Raw genomic sequence first — 18,697 nt, 5'->3', positions numbered from 1 at the left:
ACTAGTGGTCCCGTAGTTTGGCCGTCAGGGCCGCAAGGCCCCGGTGCAGTGCGACCCGCACTGCACCTTCGCTCATCGAGAATTTAGTCGCCGTATCCTTGATCGAGGCACTATCCACCGCGATCGACTGCAACACGTCACGCTGGCGCTGCGGCAGCGAATTGAGCTGCGCGGTGACCTCGCCCGTCGAGGCCGTCTCCTGCGGCGTCTCGCCGGGCAGCGTCTCGGCGAAATCGTCGATGTTGACGAAGACGCGCCGGCCGCGACGCCTCAGCGCATCGATCAGCTTGTTGCGGCCGATCGCAAACAGCCACGGCGCGAAGGGCGCTTCGCTGTCCCAGGTGTGCCGCTTCAGATGCACCGCCAACAAAATCTCCTGCACGATATCCTCGGCCTGATCGCGAGGCTGCCCAGCCCTCGCCAGGCCGCGCCTCGCGGCAGCGCGCAGCACCGGCGTAACCGCCCTCAACAGGCGATGATACGCCGCATCATCGCCTGCCATGGCCGACCGCATCAGGCCGGTCCACTCGTCCTCACGTCCGCGCACGCGCGCCCCTCACCATTGCAATTCGGCCGCTCTTTCAATTTGTTACGTCGGGACCCATGCGATCACGAAGTCGTGATCAACGCAGATCCCTGCCCCGAAGCAGCCGCAGAAACTCTGTCAGGGCTCATAACACCGATCGGTCCCTGCCGCATCCGGCCGCCGCTGCATCCGGCCGGTTTGCCCCGGTTTTGCCCGGTGTGGCCCGAAGATTCCCATTTTTTGCCCCGCTGTCGTCATGGGCCGGGGTCTCTGTTCGCCCCGGGACGGGTGAATTGGGGAGATCGTCAACATGATGAAAGCCAGCGGGCGCGCGGCATTGGTGGTTCTGACCGGACTATTGCTGCTGTTTGGAGCTTCGGTGCAGGCCGCGCCGAGCTCTGCGAGCACGAAGCCGGACGGCGCAAGCAAGCAGGCCGATACGGTCAAGCCGGACAAGCAGCGACGCCATTCGTCGCGCCGCCACACCGACAGCAAGACGGCGCAGAAATCCGACGACAAGGCTGACAAGTCGGATGCCACGCCGCAGGCCGACGAGGCCAAGACTGCCAACAAGACTGCCAACAAGGCTGGCAAAGAGGCCAGCACCGACGTCCCTGCCTCGAGCCAGATGCCGCCGGAAGTCGCCAATGCCAACGCGCAACTCGCCGCCACCGATACACCGCCTGCGGCCGCAGCTTCGGCGATGACGGGTCGCGCCAACGACAATGTGCAGGCTGCAGCCGACGGTCCCGCGGCGCCCGGCGCCGAAAACCAGGTCGTCCCGCCTGACCAGCTCAACGACCTCGATCGCGCCCTGCAGCAGGACAACCCGCCCGTGCAGAAAGCGGTCGTCGCCGCAACCGACGCGCAGCCGCGCCCGGCGCCGGTGATGGCAAGCAGCCAGCCGAGCTCGGCCTGGGACCAGAGCTCCCTGATCGGCAAGATCTTCATTGGCGTCGGTACGCTGCTGACGCTGGCCTCCGCCGCGCGAATGTTCATGGCCTAATTCTTGGCCACCTAATTCTTGGCCTGACGGCTCATTTCGGGGCGCGCCGTGTGCGCGTCCCGGCGGCCTTTGGCCCCCTTGAAGCCCACCCCGCCAGCGGGCACATTGCCCGCCCAATCAAACGCGTGGGTGGAGCATGAGCACGTTCGAACACATCATCGTCGAAAGCAAAGGCGCGGTCGGCATCATCAAGCTGAACCGGCCAAAAATGCTCAACGCGCTCTCCTTCGGCGTCTTTCGCGAGATCGCTGCCGCCGTCGACGATCTCGAAGCCGATGACGCCATCGGCTGCATCGTCGTGACCGGCAGCGAGAAGGCCTTTGCCGCCGGCGCCGACATCAAGGAGATGCAGCCGAAGGGCTTCATCGACATGTTCTCCGAGGATTTCGCCGCAATCGGCGGCGACCGCGTCGCGCGCTGCCGCAAGCCGACCATCGCGGCGGTCGCCGGCTACGCGCTCGGCGGCGGCTGCGAGCTCGCCATGATGTGCGACTTCATCATCGCCGCCGACACTGCCAAATTCGGCCAGCCCGAGATCACGCTCGGCACCATCCCCGGCATCGGCGGCACCCAGCGCCTCACCCGCGCGATCGGCAAGTCCAAGGCGATGGATCTCTGCCTCACCGGCCGCATGATGGATGCGGCCGAGGCTGAGCGCAGCGGCCTCGTCAGCCGCATCGTGCCGGCCGACAAGCTGATGGACGAGACGATGGCGGCCGCCGAGAAGATCGCCGCGATGTCACGGCCTGCGGTGGCAATGGCCAAGGAAGCGGTCAATCGCGCCTTCGAGACCACGCTCGCCGAGGGCATGAGCGTCGAGCGCAATTTGTTCCACTCGACCTTCGCGCTCGAAGACCGCTCCGAGGGAATGGCGGCGTTCATCGAGAAGCGCAAGCCGGTGAACAAGAACCGGTAAGGGCTTAAGCTGCGCGGCTCTCCACGAGGGCCGCGCTGACGAGCGCGCGATAGAAGCGCTCCGGCCAGGTTTTGGGGCGATCAAGGCCGAGGCGTGCGAGACACGCCTCGTCGTCTGTATCAGGCTTTCGCAACAATCCCTGCCACAGCAGACCCGCCAGCGCGCGCGATGAATGTTGCGCGGCTTGCAGGACCTCCAGCGCCGGAATGAGGCGCTGCTCCACCTCGGTGAAATCGCAGCCGAACGGGAACGACGGCAATAGCCCGGCGTCGCGCGCGGGCTTGAGCGCTGCGGCGATCCGCTCGGAATGGTTTTCGCGGTGGGCGGGCGGGATCTCGTAGCACCGCGGCAGTTTGCCGGAGTCCTTGGCGACCCGCGTCAGCTCGTCCTGGAAGCGGGAGTCAGCGATCTCGAGCATTCCCGCGATCACACCGGCGTCCGATTTTCCCCTGAGATCGGCAACACCGTATTCGGTGACGAAGACATCGCGCAGATGGCGCGGAATGGTCTCGTGTCCGTAGCGCCAGAGAATGTTGGATTTCAGCGCAGCGCCGGCCTGCCGCGTAGCCTCGAGCGTCAGGACAGATCGCGCGCCGTGAAGCGCAAAGGCCTGCGCCACGAAATTGTATTGCCCGCCGACACCGCTCACGACCTGGCCATCATCGAGACCGTCGGAGACCGCCGCGCCCAGCAGCGTCGCCATCATCGTGTTGTTGATGAAGCGTGCATCGACGCGGTCGCGGCGCTTTTGATCCTCGTCGCCGTAGAGCTCGTTCGTGAACGACACCGGCATCATCTGAATGCGCGCGATCTGGTCCGGCGGCATTTCGCGCAACGCGCGATAGAAGGATTTTGGACCAAGAAAGAAGGCCCCGTGCAGCACCACGCCGTCGACGGCGCGATCGAGAATGCCGGCGTCGATCAGGCCGATGAACGCCTCGGTGACCATCTCGCTGACGCCGTAGAGGCCGGCCTTGAAGGCGCCGGCTTCCTGCGCAACGGCCGGTCGCGCCGGAGACAGCCGCGTGACGACATCATGAAACGCTGCGCTATTGCGATGGCGCAGGATCAGGCCCTGCGCGAGCGCATCGCCGATCTGCCCGATGCCGATCTGAAGCGTACCGCCGTCGCGCACGAGGGATGCCGCGTTCAGGCCGATGGCGTATTTGGTATCGGAGATTGGCTCCGACGGCGGCGCAAACAAGGGAAAATCGGTCGCCGCGCTGTCCAGCACGGCGCAAAACTCCTCGGCCGGAAGATCGCCGAGGCCCGGCATGAACGGCAGCTCGGAATTCACCTGCGCGACCAGCTTGAACGACGCGCGTCCGGCGCGGCGCTCACGCAGCACATCCAGCGTCGTATCGGTGTTGCACGACAGGCTGTAGCGCGGCACGCCATCGACGACGCGCTTGGCCACCAGCTGTGTCACCACGTTCATCCCGCGCGCCAGCAGATAGCTCGCCGCATGGGTGTAGTTGGCCGAGATGTAATTCTGCTGCGCCGCCGGCACGTGCAGCCAGCGTCCGGCAAGAAGGAAGAATTCGACCAATTTGATGTTGGGCGGCAGCCGGCCCTCGCGCAGGGCGTCGGCATAGGCGAGATCCGGATAGCCGCCGAACAGGCGGTCGATCACGGGCGTGATGAACCGGCGCTCGATCAGGGCCTTCGGCCTCGGCTTTTCCAGTGTCAGCGCCGACAGCAATGTCAGCTTGATGTAAGGATCGGCACAGGCCCGCGCGTAGAGAGCGTTGACGACGTGATTGGCCTTGCCGAGGCCGAGCGGCAGACCGACCACCAGATCGGTTCCAACGTCGCGAATGATCTCCTCCGCGAGCGCATCGGGGTCGGAGAAGAATTTCGGCATCATCCGTGGGTCCGGACTGCATTGCAAAGGCGCCCGACGGAATTGGAAGGCGCCACGGGTCCCCCTATAGCGCATTCGAGGCGGAATCGCTGTGTGACGCACCTGCAACAAGCACGGATTTGATGGGGGTTTCCTCCGCGGCAGTTTGCCTGCGGGACCGGCGGTAGGTAAACAGTTAAGAGAGCCGCCATCGGCGGGGGCGGACAGCCGGGATTTTGCGGGAATACATGATTGGGCGTGCCGCCAGAGCTGGTCGCGTGATGACGCGGCGTCGATCGGGCGTGGGTCCTGTCCTGGCGACATGGACCACGGTAGCGCTCTGTTGCGTACTGCCCGCCGCGGCCTATGCGGAGGCCCTGCCGGAGGCGCTGGTCAAGGCCTACCAGACCAATCCGGCGCTCAATGCCGAGCGAGCGCGACAGCGCGCCACCGATGAGACCGTGCCGCAGGCGCTCGCCGGCTACCGGCCGCAGATCGTGGCGAGCCTGAGCGCCGGCCTGCAAGCGGTTCGGGATTTGCTGCCCAACAACACCATTCAGACCGCGAATTTGAAGCCGTGGACAATCGGCGTCACCGTGACGCAAACACTGTTCAACGGCTTCCGCACCGCCAACAGCGTGCGGGTCGCGGAACTCCAGGTGCAGTCCGGCCGCGAGGCGCTGCGCAATGTCGGCCAGGGCGTGCTGCTCGACGCAGTCACCGCCTACACCAACGTGCTGGCGAACCAGTCGCTGGTCGAGGCGCAGCGCTCCAACGTCGCCTTCCTGCGCGAGACGCTCTCCATCACCCAGCGCCGCCTCAATGCCGGCGACGTCACCCCGACCGACAGCGCCCAGGCCGAGGCGCGCCTCAGCCGCGGCCTTGCCGATCTCAATGCCGCCGAGGTCGCGCTTGCAGTAAGTCAAGCCACCTATTCCCAGGTGATCGGCAACGCGCCCTCGGCGCTTCGCCCCGCCGAGGTGGTCGACCGCTATCTGCCGAAGACCCGCGAGGACTCGATCGCGATGTCGATCCGCGAGCATCCGGCGGTGATGGCCGCGGGCTTCGACGTCGACGTCGCCTCGACCAATATCCGGGTTGCCGAAGGCGCGCTGCTGCCGAGCGCCAGCCTGCAGGGCAGCGTCAGCCGCAGCCGTGACAGCGACCAGACGCTCGGCACCTTCGCCACCGACCAGGCCTCGATCGTCGCCAACGTCACCGCGCCGATCTATGACGGCGGCCAGGCCGCCTCGCAGACCCGGCAGGCCAAGGAAGTCACGGCGCAGAGCCGGCTGGTGCTCGACCAGGTTCGCAACCAGGCGCGCACCGCCGCGGTCAGCGCCTGGGTCGCCAATGAAGGCGCCAAGATCGCGGTCTCGGCCTCGGAGTCCGAAGTGAAGGCCGCAACCGTCGCGCTCCAGGGCGTGCAGCGCGAGGCCGCCGGCGGACAACGCACCACGGTCGATGTGCTGAACTCGCAGGCCGATCTGATCCAGGCCAGGGCTCGCCTGATCGGCGCGCTGCGCGACCGCGTTATCGCCTCCTACACCCTGCTCAGCGCCGTCGGCCATCTCGACGTCAAGACGCTGAGCCTGAATACGCCGGACTATCTGCCCGAGGTGCACTACCACCAGGTCCGCGACGCCTGGCAAGGCTTGCGCACGCCGTCGGGGCAGTAACCCCTTTAGCCGCGCCAGCACCGCGCTGGACATGTTGGCTTTGGACGGCCGCGCTCTCCCTCGGCTTGAGCATGGTGAGAGGGGCTTCGGCCCGCCGCATTGCCGGCCATCAACGAAGATGTCGAAAACAACCCCATGCACAGTAGAAATGATTGGTTAAATTAGAAATTCGGCAAGACCGAATTTTGGGTTGACGCGTCGGGCAAAACAGGCGCACAATGACATCATCGCAATGTGTGGATTGCAGGCTGTGCAAAAACTTGATCAGGAGATGACGTCGCCAGGGCCGCTGTCTGGTAAGCCGACCTCCTGAAATTCGCTTGAGGGCGGAAACCTGCCGAAATGCCGGCTCGTCTCGCAGCGCCGTTCGGGCGGGCTTGGAGCCGTTTTTGGCGCGAACCGCCGGACGGCGCTGACACCGGTGCTGGGCCAGAAGCCTTGCTCAGTTTACCCTGGCAAAAGGCCCGCCGCGCGATAGCTCTCGATGAGCGAATCAAAGAGCGAGATGTTCGAGCGACTCCGCGCAACGATTTGAGCGCCCGCGACGGCAGCATAAATGGCGCGAGCCCTTGCCTCACTCTCCTTGGGCTTGACCACCTCCGCGGCGGTCAGTTGCTTGCTCAGCCAAGCGACATTGACGTCAGCAAAAGCCTGAACCTCCTTCAACACCGGCTCGGGAAGTTCGTCATATTCGGTCGCCATAAAACTGCTGAGGCAGATGCGATTGTCGCGCTCAAGCGACGCTCGGAAAATGTCCGGATAACGGCGTAAGGCGGCGATCGGGCTTTGAGCCGCAGCCGAGATCGCATCCAGGTCGCGGGCGATATCTTCCCAATAACGCTTCGCAACGGCCTCGCCGAGCGCGGCCTTGTTGGCGAAATAGTAGTTTATGCTGGCGGCCTTGATGCCCACGGTCTGCGCCAGATCGCGAAAGTTTATGCCGCCATAGCCGTAGGCCATCGCCGCTTCCCGCGCTGCCGTCAGGATCGCTTCCTTCGCATTCTCTTTCATCGTTCTCGCCATATTCGAATGTCACCTGCCATATGACAGATAGGGATTGACGGGGCAAGTTCTGAGGCGTAGTTATCTACCTGTCATCTGACAGGCAGGTGACTTGCCAGCACAAAGCGAGACACGCCATGACCGACAAACTCAAGCTCTTCACCTCCCCTTCGGCCTTTCCCAATCCGCAGCGTTTGCGCATCTTCATGCACGAGAAAGGCATCGCCGATCGGTTCGATGAAACGATCTACGATATGTCGCCGGTCGGCGAGCAGCGCGGCGGGAAACATCTCAGGATGAACCCGTGGGGCGAGACCCCGACCTTGGCGCTCGCGGACGGTTCCTTCCTCAGCGAGACCTCCGCCATTGCGCGTTACCTCGACGACACTTTCGACGGTCGAAAGATCATGGGTGCGACGCCTCACGAGCGGGGCCTCGACCAGATGTGGGACAACCGGGCGTGGGTGCACATCCTCTATCCAATCGTCACCGCCTTCCATGTGCTGCACCAAGGTCTCGGGCCGAAGCTGGAACTGACCAGCAATCCGGCGTGGGGCGAGCATTCCCGCAAGGTGGCGCTGACTCACGCGGCGCTTGTCGATCGCCATCTAGCCGATGGCCGCGAGTGGTTGCTGGGCGGCGAGGCACCGACGTTCTCGGATATCACGATGGCGACCGCGATCGCCTTCTCGAAGTTTCCGGTGAACGCCACGCCGCTCGATGAGCGCTTCGAGCACATCGACGCCTTCTGGCAGCGCTGGCAGCGCCGGCCGGCCTTTCTGGCCGCTTACGCCGACCGGAACAGTGGTGTGCCCGATCTCGATAACCGGGCCTGAACGCTCATCCCCTCGACCCACGCTCAATCCGAAACTCAATCTGAAGGAGGCTGCAATGCCGTTCGCACGTATCGATCTGATCCAAGGTAAAACCCCCGAATACCGCGCCGCCGTGGCCGACATCGTCTACAGGGGCATAATCGATATCCTCAAGGCGCCCGACGGTGACCGCTTCGTGGTTGTCGGTGAGCACACCGCCGACAACCTCATCTATGATCCCAAATTTCTCGGCTTCAGTCGGTCCGCCGACTTCATGCTGATCCAGGTGACCAGCACTGTCGGAAACCAAAGAGACACGAAGTTCGCCTTCTACCGGTTCGTCGCCGACGAGTTGAAAACCAAGCTGGCCGTCCGTCCAGACGACATCATGATCAACATGGTCTTTGTGGACAAAGAGGACTGGTCGTTTGGCGACGGCCAGCCCTGGTGATCGGCTGAATCTGAACTGTAACGGTGAAGACGGAGGCAGAGCCTCCTTCGTTCCATCAGGCGGCTCGCATTTCCTCGTCTTGGCGAATGCGGGCCGCTTAGCAGGCTGAGTTTTCCCAGAAGCTTCACGGTTTCATCGCGCGCGCCGATTGTCGAATTCGTTTCGTATCGACTGTCAGGTCGACAGTCTCGTTGGGATCCGCCGTCGTCGTATGGACCATGCCCGGCGACGAAGCTCGGCTAGTCGCAGTGGGAAAAGGCGTCGCACCACCGATGTAGCGGGCGGTGCGCCCACATTCCCGCGACCATTCATTCAGGAAGCGGACGCCGCTGGTGACGGTTCGGGGTCGATAGCGCGGCCCGCCTTCCTTCCGCGATCCGGACCTTCACGAGGTTCGCCTGTCAATCGGGTGGCGCCTCAGAAACGTTCCAAGCGGGCGGAGGCAAACTGTGAGCTTCATCGATGGCGACAGCCGAGATGAGATCAGTCTGCTGCCAGCATGCGTCGACGACTACGTGGCGCCAGATAGCCCCGTCCGTGTCGTCGATGCATTCGTCGCTAGTCTGGACCTGGCCGAGCTGGGCTTTAACCGGGCCGTGGCGGCGGCGACTGGCAGGCCGATCTGATCCAGGCCAGGGCCCGCCTGATCAGCGCGCTGCGCGACCGCGTCATCGCCTCCTACACCCTGCTTAGCGCCGTCGGCCATCTCGACGTCAAGACGCTGAGCCTGAACACGCCGGACTATCTGCCCAGGTGCACTACCACCAGGTCCGTGACGCCTCGCACGGCCTGCGCACGCCGTCGGGGTAGTAGTCGCTCGCGACACACTCGGATCCAGACCACCTCGGCCGTCGGTCGTCTCGGCGCGACACCCGCTTCTTTTGACATTCTGTAGCCCATGGACTACAGTGGCCTCACCATGATCGAGGTGAGACAAACCGAGCGCTTCTCGGCGTGGCTAAACCGTCTCAAAGATACCAATGCGGTTGCTCGCATCGCCGCCCGCATTCGTCGCATGGAGATGGGCAATCCCGGTGACAGCAAGAGCGTCGGCCGCAATGTCCGGGAAATGCGCATCGACCATGGTCCGGGCTACCGGATCTATTATGTGCATCGCGGAGCGCAGATCGTGATCCTGCTGTGTGGCGGTGACAAACGCACACAACGGCAAGACATCGAGCAAGCCCAGAAGCTGGCGGAGACAGTATGATGCCCAAGGCGACGTCCAAAGCCGTAGCCAAAACGGTCACTAAGACAACACGATTTGATGCCGCCGACTACCTCAACACTGAGGAGCGTCAGGCCGCCTATATTGCAGCAGCGCTGGAAACCGGCGATGCAGATTTCGTGCGTGATGCGCTTGGCCTCGTCGCACGGGCGCGCGGCATGAGCGAGATCGCGAAGAAAGCCGGCCTGAACCGCGAAAGCCTCTACAAGGCTCTCGGAGAGGCTGGAAATCCCGAGTTCGGGACCGTCATGCGCATTGTCGGGGCGTTGGGCCTGACCTTGTCCGCGCAGCCCGCAACAAGCGGACGACCGTCGAAGCGCAGCCGGGTCGCGTAGAGCCTGACTGGCGTTCCTGGAATGTGCACATGAAAAGCCGCCGCATCCATCTGTTGGGAGCGTCAGGTTCCGGCGTGACGACGCTCGGGCGTGCGCTTGCGGGCCGGCTGGCGCTGCCGCATCACGACAGCGACGATTATTTCTGGCTGCCGACGGCGCCGCCGTACCAGACGATGCGGCCCGCCGCAGATCGGCTGCGCCTGATGCGCGAAATGTTCCTGCCGCGTCTCGATTGGGTGCTGAGCGGAACCGTCACCGGCTGGGGCAACGAGCTCGTCCCGTTGTTCGATCTCGTCATCTTCGTGTCAACGCCGAGCGAGCTTCGGATGCAGCGCCTGCGAGCCCGCGAGACGACGCATTTCGGCGCCGATGCTGTCGCGCCCGGGGGCTGGCGTTACCAGGAGACGGAGTCATTCGTCGACTGGGCCTCACACTACGAAGCCGGTGATCGCGACGGCCGCAGTCTCGCAAAAGATGAGGCGTGGCTCGCGGGTCTGTCCTGCCCGCTCGTCCGCGTTGACGGCGCACGTCCGGTTGCGGAGCTGGTCGAGCAGCTATGCAGCGACGTGGCTCGACTGCCCGGCTGATGTGATATCGTTCCACGTCTTCCCCGCCGCCGGAGTAGCCATGACCGACAAGATCTACGCGCGCGCAGCGCAACCCGCGACGCCGATCAATTTCGACGTGCCGGCGCATGCCTGCGACTGTCACACCCACATTCATGGCGATGTCGCGACATTTCCGTTCTTTGCGGGCCGCGTCTATACGCCGGGACCGGCAAGCCCGGAAGAGATGGCAGCGCTGCACAAGGCGCTGCATATCGAGCGCGTCGTGATCGTCACGCCGAGCGTCTACGGCACCGACAATTCCTCCAGCCTGTTCGGGATGAAGGCGCGCGGCGCGACCGCGCGCGCCGTCGCCGTGATCGACGACAAGACCACGGAAGCTCAGCTCGACACGATGCATGCGGACGGCTTTCGCGGCATCCGCATCAATCTTGCAACCGACGGCGTCAACAATCCCGATGTCGGCCGCGCCCGCTTCACAGCCGCCATCGAGCGCATGAAGGCGCGCGGCTGGCATGTGCAGCTCTACACCACGCTGTCGATGATCTCGGCCATCAGGGATCTCGTGCTGGCCTCGCCGGTGCTCGCGGTGTTCGACCATTTTGGTGGGCTCGAGGCCTCGCTCGGACTGGAGCAGCCCGGCTTTGCCGACCTCGTCGCACTCGTCAAGTCGGGCCAGGCATACGTGAAGATTTCGGGCGCCTACCGCTCGTCGAACCTCGCGCCCGATTATCAGGACATGGCGCCCTATGCGCGTGCACTGATCGCCGCGAACCCGGACCGTATCGTCTGGGGCACCGACTGGCCGCATCCGGATTCGGCGCAGGTCGCCGGCCGTAAGGCCTCCGACCTCGCACCGTTCCACCAGATCGACGATGGCCGCCTGCTCAACCAGCTTCCGGTGTGGACGCCGGCTGCGGATGTGCGCAAGAAAATCCTGGTCGACAACCCGGCCCGACTGTACGGCTTCTGAGTCGCGACAAATCCGCTTAGGTTCAAACAAAAAGCGACACGTCGCGACCGCGCGGTCACGCCTGACGCCGCGAATGCTGTCATTGAGCAGCCGCTTCGCGAGCCTGATGCTGCTCGGGCTCGGCACCACGATGCTGCGGCGGATCGCGCAGCGCGCGTTCGGCTAGCGCGCGCGGCGCGAGAAGAAGGAAATCAGCACCGGCAGCGTCACCAGGATCACGATCGGCGCCAGCATCATGCCGGTGACGACCACGACCGCGAGCGGCTTCTGCACCTGCGAGCCGATACCCGCCGACAGCGCGGCCGGCAGCAGGCCGACGCCGGCGACGACGCACGTCATCAGCACGGGACGAAGCTGCAATTCGCCGGTGCGGATCACCGCGCTCACGCGGTCCATGCCTTCATCGATCAGCTGGTTGAACTGCGAGATGATGATGATGCCGTCCATCACGGCGATGCCGAACAGGGCGATGAAGCCGATCGCTGCCGAAACGCTGAACGCGGTGCCGGTGATCAATAGCCCGAGCACGCCGCCGAAGATCGCCATCGGAATCACGCTCATGGCGAGCAGCGTGTCGGTCATCGAGCCGAAATTGAACCAGAGCAGGATGGCGATCAGCGCCAGCGAAATCGGCACCACGATCGACAGCCGCCGGATCGCGTCCTGGAGATTGCCATACTCGCCGACCCATTCCATGTGCGAGCCCGGCGGCAACTGCACCTGGTCCGCGATCTTCTGCTGCGCCTCGCGGATGGCGCTGCCGAGATCGCGCTCGCGCACCGAAAACTTGATCGGCAAATAGCGTTCCTGCTGCTCGCGATAGATGTAGGCGGCGCCGGAGACGAGGCTGATCGTGGCAACTTCGCTGAGCGGAATCTGGGTGACGGAGCCGTTCGGTCCGGGCGCGCCGATCCGTATGTTCTGGATCGCCTCGGCGCTGCGGCGGTATTCCGGCGCAAGGCGAACGATGATCGGGAAGTGGCGATCGGAGCCCGGCTCGTAGATATCGCCCGCGGTGTCACCGCCAATCGCGACCTTGATGGTGGCGTTGATGTCGCCGGGAGCGAGCCCGTAGCGCGCGGCCTTGGCGCGGTCGATGTCGATCTGCACGGTCGGCTGCCCGAGCGAGGTGAAGACCGCGAGGTCGGTGACGCCCTGCACGGTCGCCAGCACCGACTTGATCTTGTTGGCGGTGTCGGTGAGCGCCTGGAGATCGCTGCCGAACAGCTTGATCGAGTTTTCGCCCTTCACGCCGGACACCGCTTCGGAAACGTTGTCCTGGAGATATTGCGAGAAGTTAAACTCGACGCCCGGGAAGCGATCATCGAGCTGCTTGAGCAATTGCGCGGTCAGCTCATCCTTGTCATGCGTGCCGGGCCACTCGCTCGCAGGCTTCAGCGGCGCGAAGAACTCGGCATTGAAGAAGCCGGCGGCGTCGGTGCCGTCGTCGGGACGGCCGTGCTGCGACACCACGGATTCGACCTCGGGCCGGGCGCGGATCACCTTGCGCATCTCGTTGACGTAAGTGTTGCCTTCCTGGAGCGAGATGGTCGGCGGCAGCGTGGCACGGATCCAGAGATTGCCCTCTTCGAGCTTGGGCAGGAATTCGAGGCCGAGCAGCCGGCCGAGCGCCACCGTCATCAGCACGAGACCAACCGCGGCGCCAAGCATGATGCTGCGATTGGCAACAGCCCAATTCAGAACCGGCATGTAGATCCGGTGCAGGATCTGCATCACCCTGGTCTCGGTCTCCTCGACATGCGCCGGCAGGATGATCGCGGAGAGCGCAGGCGTCACGGTGAAGGTCGCGAGCAGGCCGCCGGCGAGCGCATAGGCATAGGTGCGCGCCATCGGTCCGAAAATATTGCCTTCGACGCCGGACAGCGTGAACAGCGGCAGGAAGGCCGCGATAATGATCGCGGCCGCAAAGAAGATCGAGCGCGAGACGTCGGCCGCGGCGCTGAGGATGGCATGGCTCTTCATGCCGAACAGCGTCTCGGGCGACATCTGCTCGGATTCCGTCGGCGGCGTGGTCTGCGTCAGGCGGCGGAAGATCGCCTCCACCATGATGACGGTGGCATCCACGATCAGGCCGAAATCGATGGCGCCGACAGACAGCAGGTTGGCCGATTCCCCGCGCAGCACCAGGATGATCACGGCGAAGAACAGCGCGAACGGAATCGTGGCGCCGACGATCAGCGCGCTGCGCAGATCACCGAGGAAGATCCACTGCAGCAGCACGATCAGGAGGATGCCGACCACCATGTTGTGCAGCACGGTGTGGGTGGTGAGCTCGATCAGGTCACCGCGGTCATAGATGCGCTCGATGCGGACGCCGGGCGGCAGGATGCTGGACTCGTTGATAGTTTGAACGAGCTGGTGGACGCGCTTGATGGTTGGCGAGCTTTGCTCGCCGCGGCGCATCAGGACGATGCCCTGCACGATATCGTCGGAATCGTCGATGCCGGCGATGCCAAGACGCGGCTTCTGGCCGATGGTGACGGTAGCGACATCCTTGACCAGCACCGGATTCCCATTGGTCTGGGCGATCATCGTGTTAGCGAGGTCGTCAATCGACTTGATCAGGCCGACGCCGCGCACCACGGCCGATTGCTGGCCGATATTGACGGTGTTGCCGCCGACATTGACGTTGGAATTGCTGACCGCCTGGAGCAGTTGCGGCAGCGTCAGGCCGTTGGCGACCAGCTTGTTGTTATCGACCTGAAGCTCATAGGTCTTGCTCTTGCCGCCCCACCCGGTCACGTCGATCACGCCGGGCACGGAACGGAAGCGGCGCTGCAGGATCCAGTCCTGGATGGTCTTGAGGTCGAGCACGCTGTAGTTCGGCGGGCCGACCAGCCGATAGCGGAAGATTTCGCCGATCGGGCTCAGCGGCGAGATCTGCGGCTGTACGTTGCCGGGCAGCGGTGCGAGCTGCGCAAGGCGGTTCAGGACCTGCTGCAACGCCTCGTCATAGGTGTAGGCGAAGGAGAACTGCAGTTTGACGTCGGAGAGGCCGTAGAGCGAGATGGTGCGGATGGTCGTGAGGTTCTTCAGGCCCGCGACCTGGGTCTCGATCGGGATCGTGATGTAGCGCTCGATCTCTTCCGCCGACAGGCCCGGGCTCTGCGTGACGATGTCGACCATCGGCGGGGTCGGATCGGGATAGGCCTCGATGTTGAGCTGGTTGAACGCGATCAGGCCGCCGATGAACACGGCGACGAACATGCCGACCATCAGGAAGCGCCGGTTGACGGCTAGGGCGACGAGACGGTCCATTCAGGTTTTTCGCAGTTTCTTGGGTCGTCAGCTACCGGACGCCGCGCGGTCGATGAACAGGCTGCCTTTGACGACGATCTTCTCGCCCGGCTTCAGGTTGCTGGTCACCTCGACGAGGTTGCCGTTGATGAGGCCGATCTTGATCTGGCGGAGCTCGACCGACTTGTCCTCGCGCGCGACCCAGATGCGGACCTGGTCGCCTTCGTAGATCAGCGCCTGCTTCGGCACCGCAGGCGCCGCGCGGTCGCCGGCCGAATAGATCGTGACGTTGGCGAACATTTCCGGCTTGAGCAGGCCATCCTTGTTGTCGATGGTGGCGCGGACCAGCAGGCGGCGGGTATTGGGATCGATCGCGGCGGCAACGTAGTTGATCTTGGCGGTCAAGGGGCGGCCCGGCAGCGCCATCACGTTGACGCTGATGTCCTGCCCGACGCTGACTTGGGCAGCGTCGCTCTCGCGCACGAAGGCGGTGAGCCAGACCGTGGAGAGATCGCCGATCACGAAGACCGGATCGCTGGCGCCGGCGCTGACATATTGCCCGGGACCGATCTTGCGCTGCACGACTGTGCCCGAAATCGGCGCATAGATGGTGATTTCCGGATTGATCGTGCTCTTGGTCTGGAACGCCTTGATCGTCTCGTCGGTGAAGCCGAGGATGCGCAGCTTGTTGTTTGCGGCCTCCAGCGCCGTCACCGAAGAGCGCATATCGTTCTGCGCCTGGACCTGGGTCGCTTCCGCCTGCTGATAATCCTTGAGCGGAATGGCGCGGCCCTCGTAGAGATCCTTGGCGCGCCGGTACTGGATGTCGGCCAGCTCGAGTGCCGACTTTGCCTTGTTCTGCGACGTCATCGCCGCGATGAAATCGTTCTGGGCCTGCACGGTGTCGGCGGCCTCGATTGTGAACAGCGGTTGACCCTGGGTCACGCTCTCGCCGGGCTTGGCGAGCAGCTTGGTCACCCGGCCTGCATAGGGCGAGAACACCGGCGTCGAGCGGTCTTCATCGACCGCGACCTTGCCTTCGGTGACGTACTCGGCGCGGAAGGCCTTGGCATTGACCGGCTCGATCGTCAGCGTCGCCCATTCGGACGGTGTCGGCGTGAAATTCTGGGCGTTCCTGCGCGACTGGCTCGAGACCTCCGAGTGGCTCTTGTCCTTGGCGCCTGCAAACAGGAAGCCGTAGCCGCCAGCGCCGGCAAGCGCCAGTAAAACTACGGATGTGATCACCCGTTGTTTTGTAAGCACCTGCAATCGCTTGGTATTTTCAACTACCATGGGGCCCGGTCATGTCTGCGACGATCTCGGCAGACGGCTGCCTCATCGGTCGCGCTAATAGTGCCGAATTGGGATTTCAAACAACCTAAAAAACGCTGGCCGTCCTTCGGTTTGCGTTAAAATTTTGCGACACGTCAGCTTCACGTCAGCTTCGCCGGCCATTGCGGCGGATGGCTGCCGAGAGGCATGACCGGACGGCTCCATTGAGCCGGCGTCCGCGACAGCACGGCCGAATGGCGCACCGCCATCAACCTGCCGAAGCCAGATGACACTGTTTCCATGAACGCTGCATGTACAGCCTCGCCCGTAAGATCCGGGGTGTTGAGACCGCCTTTGAGCCGGCCGAGATTCCACAACCAGCGTCCGGTCTGTGCCAGCGACACGCGCACGTGCCAGCTGCCGCCTTCGCGGGCCTGGCGCGCCCTCGCCATCATCGCGCCGAACGCCATCAGATAGCCGGTGGCGTGGTCGAGCATCTGCGCCGGCAATTCCCTGGGACCGTCGATGCCGGCAGCCTTGCCTTCCGCGTCGTTGAAGCCGGTCGTGGTCTGCACCAGCGAATCGAAGCCGCGCCGCTCGGCCCATGGGCCGGCATGGCCGTAAGCCGACAGCGTGACGTAGACGATGCCGGGATTGATCTCCGCGGCCTGCTCAGGCGAGAAGCCGAGGGTGGCGAGCGCGCGCGGGCGATAGCCTTGCGAGACGATGTCGGCGTCCTTCAACAGCGTGCGCATCTGCGCCCTGCCCGCCTCGCTCTTCAGCTCGATGAAGGTCGTGAGCTTGCCGCGGCCGGTGTCGATGGTGAGCCAGGGAATGGCTGGCAAGTCGGGCCCCGAGACCAGCAGCACGTCGGCGCCGTGCGCAGCGAGCGTGCGGCCGGCGACGGGACCTGCAATGACGCGGGAGAGATCGAGCACGCGAAGACCTGCGAGCGGGCGATCGCCTTCAGGCCATGGTTTGGGCGCGGCGTCGCCGATCTTCTCGATCGAGATCAGCGGCAGCTCGGCGAGTGCGCGCGCTTGCGGCAGCACCGACCATTCGTCGTAAGAACGCATCAGAGCAACGACACCGCCGGCAGCATAGGCGGCCGTCTCAAAATCCTCGCCCTTCCATTGCATCAGCGCGGCCTGCACCTTCTCGCGCTCGGGTACGCAGCCAAGCACCTTGCAGACGGCGTCGCGATGATGCCTAAAGTTGGTGTGGCAGCGGACGAAGCGGCTGTCGCCGGTCTTGTAGACGCCGGCGATGGCGTCCCAGGCCGGTGGCGGCGGCTTGTCGTCGAGGCGCAGATAGCGCTCGGAGCGGCATTCGGCGACGGCGTGACGCAGGTCGACGCTCACGTCCTGCGCCTCGCCGCTGCGTTGCCGCCAGATTTCGGCGGCGGCAAGGCCGGCAGCGGCGATCGTTGTTTGCCCGGCGACGGCGACACGGAACGAGGACGGGATTTGCGGCTCGTCGCCGGTCAGGCGCACGCGCGCGAGCGCGGCCTTGTCGCCACCGGCGGAAGTCCAGATATCCTTGAGAATGTCGGCGGGGCTTTGCATGGCCTCTTCTCTCCCTTTCAGACTTGAGCATGATCTTTTCGGAAAACCGCTGCGCACTTTTCCGGATCATGCTGTAGCCTTTGCGACCATTCATGAGCACATAAGGAAATGCAATGGCCGCCATCGACCCCCTCACCGCAGGCGCTGTGTTCGTCGCAACGGCGGCCACCGACGCAGTCTATGTGATGTTCACCTCGGCCGTGATTGCGCGCAAGCGCGTGCCGGCGGCGAACTGGAGCGCAGTCTGGTATCTGCTCTCCTCCTATGCCGTGATCAGCTACACCGAAAACGCCTTCTATGTCGCTTTCGCGGCGATCGGATCCTGGGTCGGCGCGTATGCGTCGCTGACCTTCCTGCATCGTCCGCCCGGCGGGCCGCCGGTGGGGGCTTCGCCGGAGTGAAGGCACGCATTGCGGGGAGCCGTAATCGAAGACCTAAGACTCCGGCAACACAGACGCGCGCTGGCGCCGTCTGCGGATGAGCCACATCGCCCATCTGATCAGCCAGTTCGGGGCGTTCAGGTAGCGCAAGGTTTCCACCTCGCCTTCCTGACGTCGCCACCAAAAGTTCTTGTCAGAGTAAAAGTCGGGATCGCTGGTACACCACTCCAGCGCACGCACAATTTCATCCTGCAAGGGCTCGCTGTCAGGCAGCTTCGCGAGGAAACTCAACTCGCGCCGGAGACAGATCGATTCGATCCGAATGCGCATCGCCTCGAGATACTGGATGCCCCACCCTTCCAAGCGGGCGTGGGTCGCTTCATGAACGATGGTAGAGGCGATCTGCTCGAGCGTCATTGTCTCGTTGAGAACGTAGCGTTCATCGAGGGCGCAGGCGTTCAATGACCGATCATAGTGCGCCTGGGCGCTGGGGAGCAGGTGCACCCATATTCGGTCGAGATTGCGGGTGATACGGGAATAGTTGAGTGGGTCGTAACGTTTGATGAGCTGGAGGGCGTCGTCCACGCGATGCAGCGCCGGGTAAGGCTTGCTTTCGGTCGTCCCGATCCAAAGCCTGTCGATCGTGCTGCCCTTGGATAACCAGAGGCCCAGCCTATCGACGCGGGAGGGTCTTCGATCCGGCTTTACGGCGATGGCGAGACCGCGCGGTCGTTGCGGCGATTCCAGTTGCTGCAAGCATCACTCCGTCGTGTCCAAATCGGGCACGACGAAGGATATAGGCGTATCTCGCTTTCGGGTTGCTTAGAGACTTGATTCAAATCGTATTGATCGTTGAGCGGGATCAGCCGATCCCTGCGGTTG

Annotated in this window: 18 protein-coding genes and 1 pseudogene; 12 read left to right on the top strand and 7 right to left on the bottom strand. The window is 64.0% G+C overall.

The features are described 5' to 3' along the window. Nucleotide 1: 1 nt before the first annotated feature. Nucleotides 2-547, bottom strand: a complete 546-nt coding sequence (locus V1280_RS41845) for a sigma-70 family RNA polymerase sigma factor (protein WP_334536681.1) — start codon at nucleotides 545-547, stop codon at nucleotides 2-4. Between the two features lie 289 nt (nucleotides 548-836). Here V1280_RS41845 and V1280_RS41840 point away from each other — a divergent pair, with 289 nt between their 5' ends. Together V1280_RS41840 and V1280_RS41835 are read left to right on the top strand one after the other, a co-directional pair. Further along, nucleotides 837-1,532, top strand: coding sequence for a hypothetical protein (locus V1280_RS41840; RefSeq protein WP_334536680.1), 696 nt, complete (start codon nucleotides 837-839; stop codon nucleotides 1,530-1,532). A 136-nt stretch (nucleotides 1,533-1,668) separates the two neighbouring features. Continuing rightward, nucleotides 1,669-2,448 (top strand): enoyl-CoA hydratase, encoded by a 780-nt coding sequence (locus tag V1280_RS41835; protein WP_027533908.1) that lies wholly within the window; start codon nucleotides 1,669-1,671, stop codon nucleotides 2,446-2,448. A 4-nt stretch (nucleotides 2,449-2,452) separates the two neighbouring features. On the opposite strand, the gene V1280_RS41830 is transcribed toward V1280_RS41835, so the two are convergent. Further along, the gene (locus tag V1280_RS41830; protein ID WP_334538561.1) at nucleotides 2,453-4,312 is read right to left on the bottom strand and encodes an acetyl-CoA hydrolase/transferase C-terminal domain-containing protein; all 1,860 of its coding nucleotides are present in this window, start codon (nucleotides 4,310-4,312) and stop codon (nucleotides 2,453-2,455) included. Between the two features lie 227 nt (nucleotides 4,313-4,539). Between V1280_RS41830 and V1280_RS41825 the strand changes: the two genes are divergently transcribed. Next, nucleotides 4,540-5,970 (top strand): TolC family outer membrane protein, encoded by a 1,431-nt coding sequence (locus V1280_RS41825; protein WP_442895196.1) that lies wholly within the window; start codon nucleotides 4,540-4,542, stop codon nucleotides 5,968-5,970. Nucleotides 5,971-6,417: 447 nt separating this feature from the next. On the opposite strand, the gene V1280_RS41820 is transcribed toward V1280_RS41825, so the two are convergent. Continuing rightward, a complete protein-coding gene (locus V1280_RS41820; protein WP_334536678.1) occupies nucleotides 6,418-6,981 on the bottom strand; it encodes a TetR/AcrR family transcriptional regulator in 564 nt (187 codons plus the stop codon). Nucleotides 6,982-7,109: 128 nt separating this feature from the next. On the opposite strand from V1280_RS41820, the gene V1280_RS41815 reads away from it, so the two are divergent. From V1280_RS41815 to V1280_RS41780, 8 genes and pseudogenes are all read left to right on the top strand, one after another. Continuing rightward, a complete protein-coding gene (locus V1280_RS41815; RefSeq protein WP_334536677.1) occupies nucleotides 7,110-7,808 on the top strand; it encodes a glutathione S-transferase family protein in 699 nt (232 codons plus the stop codon). A 55-nt stretch (nucleotides 7,809-7,863) separates the two neighbouring features. After that, nucleotides 7,864-8,238 carry a tautomerase family protein gene (locus tag V1280_RS41810; protein ID WP_334536676.1) on the top strand — a complete coding sequence of 125 codons (375 nt, stop codon included), beginning with the start codon at nucleotides 7,864-7,866 and terminating at the stop codon, nucleotides 8,236-8,238. A gap of 449 nt (nucleotides 8,239-8,687) precedes the next feature. Continuing rightward, nucleotides 8,688-8,864: a hypothetical protein gene (locus V1280_RS41805; protein WP_442895195.1), complete on the top strand. Its 177-nt coding sequence runs from the start codon at nucleotides 8,688-8,690 to the stop codon at nucleotides 8,862-8,864. Then, nucleotides 8,852-9,048: pseudogene (locus V1280_RS41800) on the top strand (TolC family outer membrane protein); the annotation flags it as partial. The gene V1280_RS41805 and the pseudogene V1280_RS41800, both read left to right, overlap by 13 nt. A gap of 109 nt (nucleotides 9,049-9,157) precedes the next feature. Next, complete coding sequence (locus V1280_RS41795) at nucleotides 9,158-9,448, top strand: type II toxin-antitoxin system RelE/ParE family toxin (RefSeq protein WP_334538560.1); 291 nt, start codon at nucleotides 9,158-9,160, stop codon at nucleotides 9,446-9,448. Beyond that, nucleotides 9,448-9,801 (top strand): addiction module antidote protein, encoded by a 354-nt coding sequence (locus tag V1280_RS41790; protein ID WP_442895269.1) that lies wholly within the window; start codon nucleotides 9,448-9,450, stop codon nucleotides 9,799-9,801. Before V1280_RS41795 ends, V1280_RS41790 begins: the two co-directional genes overlap by 1 nt. A gap of 29 nt (nucleotides 9,802-9,830) precedes the next feature. After that, a complete protein-coding gene (locus tag V1280_RS41785) occupies nucleotides 9,831-10,388 on the top strand; it encodes a hypothetical protein (protein ID WP_334536672.1) in 558 nt (185 codons plus the stop codon). A gap of 40 nt (nucleotides 10,389-10,428) precedes the next feature. Next, entirely contained in the window at nucleotides 10,429-11,340 is a 912-nt protein-coding gene (locus V1280_RS41780; RefSeq protein WP_334536670.1) for an amidohydrolase family protein, read from the top strand. 162 nt (nucleotides 11,341-11,502) lie between these two features. Here the strand turns inward: V1280_RS41780 and V1280_RS41775 are convergent, their stop codons facing one another. The 3 genes from V1280_RS41775 to V1280_RS41765 all read right to left on the bottom strand — a co-directional run bounded on the left by V1280_RS41775 (nucleotide 11,503) and on the right by V1280_RS41765 (nucleotide 17,435). Further along, nucleotides 11,503-14,619: an efflux RND transporter permease subunit gene (locus tag V1280_RS41775; RefSeq protein ID WP_334536669.1), complete on the bottom strand. Its 3,117-nt coding sequence runs from the start codon at nucleotides 14,617-14,619 to the stop codon at nucleotides 11,503-11,505. Between the two features lie 27 nt (nucleotides 14,620-14,646). Next, on the bottom strand, nucleotides 14,647-15,891 hold the full coding sequence (locus tag V1280_RS41770; protein WP_334536668.1) for an efflux RND transporter periplasmic adaptor subunit: 1,245 nt from the start codon (nucleotides 15,889-15,891) through the stop codon (nucleotides 14,647-14,649). 140 nt (nucleotides 15,892-16,031) lie between these two features. Beyond that, nucleotides 16,032-17,435 (bottom strand): CoA transferase, encoded by a 1,404-nt coding sequence (locus V1280_RS41765; protein ID WP_334536667.1) that lies wholly within the window; start codon nucleotides 17,433-17,435, stop codon nucleotides 16,032-16,034. Between the two features lie 113 nt (nucleotides 17,436-17,548). On the opposite strand from V1280_RS41765, the gene V1280_RS41760 reads away from it, so the two are divergent. Beyond that, nucleotides 17,549-17,836, top strand: coding sequence for a hypothetical protein (locus V1280_RS41760; protein ID WP_234681297.1), 288 nt, complete (start codon nucleotides 17,549-17,551; stop codon nucleotides 17,834-17,836). A 33-nt stretch (nucleotides 17,837-17,869) separates the two neighbouring features. On the opposite strand, the gene V1280_RS41755 is transcribed toward V1280_RS41760, so the two are convergent. Next, on the bottom strand, nucleotides 17,870-18,571 hold the full coding sequence (locus tag V1280_RS41755; RefSeq protein ID WP_334536664.1) for a hypothetical protein: 702 nt from the start codon (nucleotides 18,569-18,571) through the stop codon (nucleotides 17,870-17,872). Nucleotides 18,572-18,697: the final 126 nt, after the last annotated feature.

This window comes from Bradyrhizobium sp. AZCC 2230 (assembly GCF_036924495.1).
Classification (GTDB): domain Bacteria; phylum Pseudomonadota; class Alphaproteobacteria; order Rhizobiales; family Xanthobacteraceae; genus Bradyrhizobium; species Bradyrhizobium rifense.
This window is presented reverse-complemented; position numbering and strand designations above follow the sequence as displayed.

What these genes read in the sequence shown, in the direction of transcription:
- V1280_RS41780 (WP_334536670.1), top strand. Translation starts at nt 10,429, where the DNA reads ATGACCGACAAGATCTACGCGCGCGCAGCGCAACCCGCGACGCCGATC.
- V1280_RS41820 (WP_334536678.1), bottom strand. Translation starts at nt 6,981, where the DNA reads ATGAAAGAGAATGCGAAGGAAGCGATCCTGACGGCAGCGCGGGAAGCG.
- V1280_RS41810 (WP_334536676.1), top strand. Translation starts at nt 7,864, where the DNA reads ATGCCGTTCGCACGTATCGATCTGATCCAAGGTAAAACCCCCGAATAC.
- V1280_RS41825 (WP_442895196.1), top strand. Translation starts at nt 4,540, where the DNA reads ATGATTGGGCGTGCCGCCAGAGCTGGTCGCGTGATGACGCGGCGTCGA.
- V1280_RS41840 (WP_334536680.1), top strand. Translation starts at nt 837, where the DNA reads ATGATGAAAGCCAGCGGGCGCGCGGCATTGGTGGTTCTGACCGGACTA.
- V1280_RS41815 (WP_334536677.1), top strand. Translation starts at nt 7,110, where the DNA reads ATGACCGACAAACTCAAGCTCTTCACCTCCCCTTCGGCCTTTCCCAAT.
- V1280_RS41765 (WP_334536667.1), bottom strand. Translation starts at nt 17,435, where the DNA reads ATGCAAAGCCCCGCCGACATTCTCAAGGATATCTGGACTTCCGCCGGT.
- V1280_RS41795 (WP_334538560.1), top strand. Translation starts at nt 9,158, where the DNA reads ATGATCGAGGTGAGACAAACCGAGCGCTTCTCGGCGTGGCTAAACCGT.
- V1280_RS41790 (WP_442895269.1), top strand. Translation starts at nt 9,448, where the DNA reads ATGCCCAAGGCGACGTCCAAAGCCGTAGCCAAAACGGTCACTAAGACA.
- V1280_RS41770 (WP_334536668.1), bottom strand. Translation starts at nt 15,891, where the DNA reads ATGGTAGTTGAAAATACCAAGCGATTGCAGGTGCTTACAAAACAACGG.
- V1280_RS41785 (WP_334536672.1), top strand. Translation starts at nt 9,831, where the DNA reads ATGAAAAGCCGCCGCATCCATCTGTTGGGAGCGTCAGGTTCCGGCGTG.
- V1280_RS41830 (WP_334538561.1), bottom strand. Translation starts at nt 4,312, where the DNA reads ATGCCGAAATTCTTCTCCGACCCCGATGCGCTCGCGGAGGAGATCATT.
- V1280_RS41760 (WP_234681297.1), top strand. Translation starts at nt 17,549, where the DNA reads ATGGCCGCCATCGACCCCCTCACCGCAGGCGCTGTGTTCGTCGCAACG.
- V1280_RS41775 (WP_334536669.1), bottom strand. Translation starts at nt 14,619, where the DNA reads ATGGACCGTCTCGTCGCCCTAGCCGTCAACCGGCGCTTCCTGATGGTC.
- V1280_RS41835 (WP_027533908.1), top strand. Translation starts at nt 1,669, where the DNA reads ATGAGCACGTTCGAACACATCATCGTCGAAAGCAAAGGCGCGGTCGGC.